The 1,546-nt window shown below is 42.4% G+C and carries 2 protein-coding genes; both read right to left on the bottom strand.

Annotated features, from left to right (window positions below):
* Positions 1 to 630 (bottom strand): DUF6973 domain-containing protein (locus tag VTU_RS33160; protein WP_201766171.1); only part of this gene is annotated, 630 nt, incomplete at its 3' end.
* Between the two features lie 254 nt (positions 631 to 884).
* Complete coding sequence (locus VTU_RS33155; RefSeq protein ID WP_138927987.1) at positions 885 to 1,355, bottom strand: hypothetical protein; 471 nt, start codon at positions 1,353 to 1,355, stop codon at positions 885 to 887.
* Between the last annotated feature and the right edge of the window lie 191 nt (positions 1,356 to 1,546).

Here is a 1,546-nt window from a genome sequence, read left to right as displayed (position 1 = left end):
TTCGTCGCTTTCGTCGCTTTCGTCGCTTTCGTCGCTTTCGTCGCTTTCGTCGCTTTCGTCGCTTTCGTCGCTTTCGTCGCTTTCGTCGCTGCCGTCGCTTTCGTCGCTGCCGTCGCTGCCGTCGCTGCCGTCGCTGCCGTCGCTGCCGTCGCTGCCGTCGCTGCCACCGCTGCCACCGCTGCCGTCGCTGCCACCGCTGCCGTCGCTGCCATTACCATCTCTACCATGATTGACGCGTTGATCTGTTTCGTAATCCGTAATCAATCTACCATCACTCAAAGCTTTGCGTACATCATCCGCAATTTTAGATGCAGCGTCAGCATCACTCAATTTATATTTACTCCCTATATCCGCCCCCATTTTATTGTTCCATATGTCCATCGCCATCTCACGAATGTCAGGATCCCTATGAACCAACTCATGAAGCAAACCAAGAATATTTGCAGAATGGCTTCCAAGATACTGAGAAAATCTGGCACTCACATAAGCATGCCTAAATGCATCACTTGGATCATTCCTGCCGGTTTCAGAACCCCAGAATTGAGATGCCTCAGCACCGAAAAGGTTTTTCAAAACTCTCACACTGTAGCCTGCCGTTGCGGCTATTGTCGTTAATGAAACTATGGTCATGGTCAAATCCCTTCTGAAGGATAGAAATATACTGTACACTCACTTTTTCTGGAAAATATAAATTTTTAACTTTCTGTTTTACACGCCCACTTTCTTTGAAGTTGAATCCGACGTCACTGCTTATCTCATAAATGACAGAACAACAATTCACCAAATGTTATTATCCGTACCAAAAAAGAAATTGATTCTAACATTCGGAAATCTTTTTGGACCTTGGGCTACTGCCCTTTCCACTGGCATCACTCCTGCCATGATCAAACTTCTTCTGAAAGATCGAAATATACTGTAAATCTATCTTTTCTGGAAAAGATAAACTTCGAATTTTTTTGTTTTACACACATACCACCTTTGAAATTTGATCTGATGCCGTCAGTCATCCTATAGGCATTAATGACTTCGTCTTTTGATAGAACAACAATCCACCAAACATGACCCCCTACGTTATCAAGGGTATAAATTCTACTATTCAGAAAATCCCTTTGCTTCTTGGACAATGAATTCTTCACTGAATTTGGCGTTGTGTATGATGGAAAAAAACATACGCGCTCACCATTCGGTATTATTTCATTAATTTTCACCTTTTTATTGGAGATTAATTTTTCAATCAACGTGGATTCAAAAGAACGATCTTCAAAAGTTCTGAACCAATGATTCCAATAAAGAAAAATTATCAACAACACCAAGAAAATACTCCAGCGAAAGATTTTTCTATTAACAGAAGTCATCATAACTCTCAGGATTTGCACAATCAGGAACTTGCGTCGGTAAATTCATCCAGCATATCTGCTGTGCCCCCTGAAAACCAGCCATTACCTGCATCAGAACAAAAAGTATTTCCATGGATATCTCCGATATGGATACTGTCATAAGCCAAACTCCAAGGGATGCATTGATCAGCGCTCCCTCAAACTCTCAC

It is taken from the genome of Verminephrobacter aporrectodeae subsp. tuberculatae At4 (genome assembly GCF_000193225.1).
Lineage (GTDB): Bacteria > Pseudomonadota > Gammaproteobacteria > Burkholderiales > Burkholderiaceae_C > Acidovorax > Acidovorax aporrectodeae.
This window is presented reverse-complemented; position numbering and strand designations above follow the sequence as displayed.